The sequence below is a fragment of the Caldithrix sp. genome, from assembly GCF_056497305.1.
The window spans coordinates 40,456-46,455 of record NZ_JBSMDE010000089.1; the positions used below are offsets into that span (position 1 = coordinate 40,456).

General features: G+C 27.5%; 5 protein-coding genes. All 5 read left to right on the top strand.

Features of this window, described 5'->3' with window-relative positions:
- The first annotated feature begins 493 nt into the window (after positions 1-493).
- The 5 genes from ACWB0I_RS08035 to ACWB0I_RS08055 are packed head-to-tail and all read left to right on the top strand — an operon-like array spanning position 494 to position 5,726.
- Positions 494-1,651, top strand: a complete 1,158-nt coding sequence (locus ACWB0I_RS08035; RefSeq protein ID WP_479387536.1) for a Wzz/FepE/Etk N-terminal domain-containing protein — start codon at positions 494-496, stop codon at positions 1,649-1,651.
- Positions 1,652-1,663: 12 nt separating this feature from the next.
- Positions 1,664-2,920: an oligosaccharide flippase family protein gene (locus ACWB0I_RS08040; RefSeq protein ID WP_479387537.1), complete on the top strand. Its 1,257-nt coding sequence runs from the start codon at positions 1,664-1,666 to the stop codon at positions 2,918-2,920.
- The gene (locus ACWB0I_RS08045; protein WP_479387538.1) at positions 2,917-4,089 is read left to right on the top strand and encodes an O-antigen ligase family protein; all 1,173 of its coding nucleotides are present in this window, start codon (positions 2,917-2,919) and stop codon (positions 4,087-4,089) included. The genes ACWB0I_RS08040 and ACWB0I_RS08045 overlap by 4 nt, the downstream gene beginning before the upstream one ends.
- Entirely contained in the window at positions 4,086-5,180 is a 1,095-nt protein-coding gene (locus ACWB0I_RS08050) for a glycosyltransferase family 4 protein (RefSeq protein WP_479387539.1), read from the top strand. Before ACWB0I_RS08045 ends, ACWB0I_RS08050 begins: the two co-directional genes overlap by 4 nt.
- A 15-nt stretch (positions 5,181-5,195) precedes the next feature.
- Complete coding sequence (locus ACWB0I_RS08055) at positions 5,196-5,726, top strand: acyltransferase (RefSeq protein WP_479387540.1); 531 nt, start codon at positions 5,196-5,198, stop codon at positions 5,724-5,726.
- Positions 5,727-6,000 lie beyond the last annotated feature (274 nt).

Consider the following 6,000-nt stretch of genomic DNA (forward strand, 5'->3'; position numbering starts at 1 on the left):
AGAGGGGTAAACCCGGTTACTTCAAATATGGGATTTAGAAGTTAATAAACAGGATGCTGACAAATTGGCTGAATGGGGCGTCTGTTATATATGTATGACGGACGAAGGATGAACGAAGGATCGACGAAGGAAAAGCGAAGGTAAAAAGGTAAGTCAGAATGACAGCGATCTCGCGTGCAGCGAAGAAAAAAATGGAATGAGCCGTCCGAAATTTTTAGATTTTTTAAGAAAAGTTGATCCTTCAAACTGATCAGTATCATTTTGAAAAGTGATCAGTACGAGTTTACAAAATGGTACGGAATAGTTTGGGAAATGATACTAATGAGTTTGGTAAGTTTTACTGAAGAGTTTGGGGAATTGACTATGAATGATTTAAAAAGTCAAATTAACGATTCGATAAAAATAAAGGACAGAAATATTTTAGAAAACGTACAAATTCTTCTAAGCAATAAATAATTTTATAACGTTAAAAAATAATAAGTAGGAATAAAGGATGGATAATAAGGAAGATAAATTAGAAAGTGTGTATAATAATATAAACAATTATATAACTGTTTTTGACTTAATTGCAGCGTTTTTTAAACAATATAAGATTGTTAAAAAATTAATTTTATTATTTTTTTTATTAGGTATAATTTATGTTGTTATCGTACCAGCAAAATATAGATCCAGCTCAATGGTTGTCGCAGAAATTAATACAAATGAAGTAATTAATACATTCAATAAATATAATGTATTAAAAAATTTAGGTCTTAATTTTGATAATACTTCTGCCACTTCGTTGTCACCAGATGCATACCCAAAAATTATAAAAAGTAGGGATGTTTTATTACCAGTGATTCATTTAAAATTTAAAATATCAGAGAATGATTCAACTTTTTTAATTGATTATATTAATAAAAGAAATTTATTTTATTATTTAAAAAAGTATACAATCAAATTACCTATTACAGTGTATAGTTTATTTTTCCCAAAGCATAAAGACCTAAGCTTGAAGGATGATGACGCAATTATATCAATCACAAAAGAAGAGGAATACGCAATAACAATACTTAGAGAAAAGATGCTTACTGTGAGAATAGATGATGAAACAGGACTCATTATAATCGGAGTTTTAACAGAAAAACCAGCCCTTTCAGCTCAAATTAATGAGGCTATTTTAAATAGCTTTAGAAAAAAAATACAAAATATTTATGACCAAAAGAATAATGAAAATCTTAAGTTTATTGCGTTACAAATTGCCATAGCTGAACAGGACTTAAAAAAAGCTGAACAGGATATTATTGACTTTGTAGAGAAAAATAGTTCGCCACAAACTATAAATTTGCAACTTGAATTAGAGAGACTTAAGAGAGAAGTAAGTTTAAGGACAAATATACTAAATGAATTGCAATTACAATATGCATTAACGAAAATTGATTTAAAGAAAAAAGAACCTGTCATTAGAATTGTATCAAATCCTTTTATACCAATAAATCCCTCAGGAATAAATAAAATAGTATTAATAATTTTATTTAGTTTTTTAGGACTCTTGGTAGGATTTGTTTATTCTGTTTTCAAATTATTGATAGAAATCTATTCAACTAACCCGGCCTATAGTGATAAGATTAAAGAAGTGAAACAATATTTTCATTATTTAATAAAAAAATAGTGTTTAATTGCATTGATAAAAAAAATATTTTCTTCCAGTTCATGGTTGTTGTTTGGCTCATCTGTTGGGCGCCTTGCTATGTTCCTTACTAATATTTTTGCTGCACGTATTTTAGGACGTGAACTGTTTGGACAATATACCATGATAAGATCAACAATCTCTTTGGCAAGTAATTTTATAACTGGTGCTTTAGGACCAACTGCTACAAAACATGTAGCGGAAGGTGAAGCAAAAGAGCCAGAAACTTTTTTAACAAAAATATTAGCAATTTTTTTAATTAATATAGTATTTAATATTGTTTTTGCAATTACAATATTATTATTTTCTAAAGAAATAATACAGTCATTTTTTCTTGGTGAAATTTCCTTAATAAATGCATTGTTTGTTGGTATTCTTCTTCTCTTTTCTTCAACAAATGCTTATCTTACTCAAAGCATATTGGTAGGATTAGAACGATTCAGAATAATTGCTTTAATTAATCTTGTTGTGTCAATTTTAATTTTCCCAATAATATTATTATTAATAAAATACGGAAAGGTAATTGGTGCATTAACAGGTGTTACTTTATATTTTACCTTTGATTTTTTCGTAAAAATATTTTTTTTAAAAAACAAAATTTATTCTCAATTTAAAAAATTAAGAATAAATTTTTTTTTATCTCAACTTAAGAAATTAGCTTCTTTTAGCCTGCCTTTAGTTTTGTCACTTTTTTTTAGCTCTGGAGCATTCTGGTACTCCAAAGTTGTTATTCTAAAACAATCCAATAATTTTTCTGAAATTGCAATTTTTGATGCTGCTTATCAATGGTTAACTATCATTATGTTAATAACTGGAGCAACAACAAGCGTTGCTTTGCCAATGTTTTCTAAAGCAGTAGGCAAAAACAATAATGCTGAATTACATAAAGTATTTAAAATTAATTTATTGGTTAATATTGGTATTTCTGCCACAATAGCAATTTTTATTATTATATTTTCATCTTATATTATGAGTTTGTATGGAGAGAGTTTTAGAGAGGGGAGCAAAATATTATCTATATTAGCTATTACGTCAATCTTTTTTTCAATTTCAAGTATTTTGAATAAATACATGATTTCTCACAACAAGGTATGGTACGTATTGGGGACGTCTTTTTTAGGAATGTTAACATTATTTCTGATTCTATCTCAGTTGAAAAATATGTATGCGTTTGGTTTATCAATTGCCTTTTTAAGTTATTATTTAATGACTACGTTGATTTATACAACTTTAATTATTTTTAGAAAATGAATATTTTACAAATTAATAAAAACAAATTTATTTTATCCTCTGGTTTTATATGGGGACTAAGCGGCTTTACTATAGAAATAGTTAGTGGAGAATCCGGTTTTGTTGATTTTTTCATACGCTTTCTATTTATGATCGTTTCTTGTTTTATTATCTACAGTAAAATAAAAATTCAAATAAAAAAGGAGTACCTTCCAACAATTTTATTTTTATTAATATTTCTTACATTTTTTCTACTTTCTCTTATTATTAACAAGGCGTCTGCAATTTTTTTTATTAGAGAAATGCTATTAGTTTTTACGGCTTTTACTGTAATTGCTTTAATGAATGACAAAGAAAATATTTATTCTTTTTTAAGAGGTATATTTTTGTCATTAATTTTGTTGAATTTTTATTATTTTATAAATATTGATTTCAATAATTTTTTTTCCCCTTTTTATAGACTTTATACACATTTAAATCCTAATGGCATAGGGACTGCTGCTGTTATGTTGTTTGTGATTGCTATGTATTCATTTTATGCTACTAATAATAAGGTTGAAAAGTATATATTTTTTATTAATATCATTTTGGCTTTTATAGTTATTTTGGCAACACGGTCTCGAACCTCTATATTAATGGTAATATTAGCATTTTTTGTGTTAAGTTTCATTTTTAAAAAGAAGAAAACTCTTATTATAAGCTTATTGTTTAGTATTATATTAATTCTTTATAACTTTAATACTTTTAGCTTAATTGTTAGATTGGAGAATCCACCAGGGTATAGTGGTCCTGAGAATGTTTCTAATTTAACAGGGCGAACAACATTATGGATAAGAGGCTTAAATGTTTTCATTGATAATTTTTTGTTAGGTGTTGGGCCAGAACGAGCAAAAGTAAAAGTAATAAATCATATGAGTCATTATCACAACGCATATATACAACTTATGGTATCCGGGGGTATCTTAACATTTATTCCAATTTTAGTTTTAGTAATAAATTCAATAAAAAATTTATTATTATATAAAACTGAGCCGTTGTTTAAAGTAATATTCATTGTGGGGTTAACAAGCAGCATGGTAGAAAACAGGCTACTGAATTTTGGTAGCCCAGGAAATTTTTTGTTTTTATTGTCTTTTTTATTTTTAAATTTTTTCCCTGGATTAAAAATAAGAGGAAAATTAGATAAATGAAACGAGTAGCGTTACAGTATTTAACTCTACCTCATTATAGACGTTCATTATTTAAATACTTGTGGAAACATTCCGAAATTGATTTTTCAATTGTATGTGGGAAAGTTTCTCCTTATACAAATCTTAAAAATTTTGATCCTGCTTTAGATGATAAAGTTACATTTATAAAAAACATATTTATTAAATTTGGAAAAAGGAAATTTATATGGCAAAAAGGTGTTTTTAAGGCAATTATGAGCTACAATCCCGAGTATATTATTTTATTAGGTTTTGATCCTCATATTTTGTCTAACATACCGTTGTTTTTTTGGGCAAAACGAAAAAAAATTAAAATATTTTGGTGGGGACACGCTACTTATGGTAAACAAGGTTTTATTGGTAGATTAATACGTTTATTTTTTTATAAAAATGCGGATGGAATATTGACATACGATGAAAAAGGAAAACAAAGATTAATTAGCATTGGAGTAGATAGTAAAAAAATTTTCACAATATGGAATTGTTTAAACGATGAAGATTATCCTTCTGAAGATATTTCTAATAGAAATAATAAAGATTCATATTATAATATAATATTTACTGGCAGAATTACCCCCAGGAAAAAGATTAATATACTAATTAAAGCCATTTCGGTATTAATAAAAAGAAAATATAATATTAGGCTACATATCGTAGGCGAAGGACCAGAATTGTCTGAATTGAAAAGAATAACCAAATTATTAAATATTGAGAGATATATTAATTTTCATGGCCCTATATATGGGAAAAAATTATCAAATTTACTAATAAATAGTGATATAATGGTTATCCCTGGATGGGCTGGACTTTCTGTTATTCATGCCTTGGCATATGGGATACCTGTAATAAGTAATGATAACCTTTCCAAGCATCCTCCTGAAGTTTCTGCTATTATACCAGGTAAAACAGGAGATTTTTTTAAAGAAGATAATGTCGAGGATTTAGCCCAAAAAATTATTGAATGGCTACCTAAAAAACAAAAAGTTAGTAGTTATTGTAAAACCTTGGTAAAAGAAAGATACACGCCCCAAAAAGTGGCACAAAGATTGGTAAATGCTCTAAAAGAAATTTAAAAAGAGGAATGTTTAATGCGTGTATGGATAAAAAATATTCTAAAAAAAATAAGGATTTTTTTTATTGTTCGTTTTAAGTACAAATTTGTAGAAGTTGGGGAAAATTTTTATTGCGGTAAAAATTTGTTGGTAAAACCAAATTCTGTATATATTGGCAATAATGTTTTTATAGGGAACTACTGTCATTTATCAGTTCCTAAATTAGAAATTCATGATTTTGTAATGTTAGCATCCAATGTTGCTGTGGTAGGAGGAGACCACCGTTTTGACGTAGTAGGTGTACCTATAATTTTTGCTGGAAGAGACGAGCAAAAAGGGGTTGTAATTAAAATGGATGCCTGGGTAGGGCATGGAAGTATCATTTTAGATGGTGTTACTATTGGAGAAGGAGCCGTCATAGCAGCTGGTTCTGTTGTAACTAAAGATGTTCCACCATACTCAATATATGGAGGAGTTCCCGCAAAGAAAATAAAAGATCGATTTAAGTCTAAAGAAGAAATTCAGCGTCATAGACAAGCATTAGAAATATATAAAAAAAGTAAATAACTTTTAATAATACTGATTAAATCTTTTTTTATTAATTTTATCCCAAGATATTGATATTTTTTTGAGTCTTCGTTTAAACTTAACAGATAATAATGAAAAAAGCATTCCAGAATCAAAATTAGTAAAATATGTTAAAAAAAATTAACGCAATATTTCAATATGCAAAAAATATGGGGCCAGAATGGACGCTTTTTAGAATTCAATATGAATTAAAAAGAAAGGCTGGATATTTTTCTTTGTTAAACAAAAAAATATTACAGCAGGCTGAACGCTT

What these genes read in the sequence shown, in the direction of transcription:
- ACWB0I_RS08055 (WP_479387540.1), top strand. Translation starts at nt 5,196, where the DNA reads ATGCGTGTATGGATAAAAAATATTCTAAAAAAAATAAGGATTTTTTTT.
- ACWB0I_RS08035 (WP_479387536.1), top strand. Translation starts at nt 494, where the DNA reads ATGGATAATAAGGAAGATAAATTAGAAAGTGTGTATAATAATATAAAC.
- ACWB0I_RS08045 (WP_479387538.1), top strand. Translation starts at nt 2,917, where the DNA reads ATGAATATTTTACAAATTAATAAAAACAAATTTATTTTATCCTCTGGT.
- ACWB0I_RS08050 (WP_479387539.1), top strand. Translation starts at nt 4,086, where the DNA reads ATGAAACGAGTAGCGTTACAGTATTTAACTCTACCTCATTATAGACGT.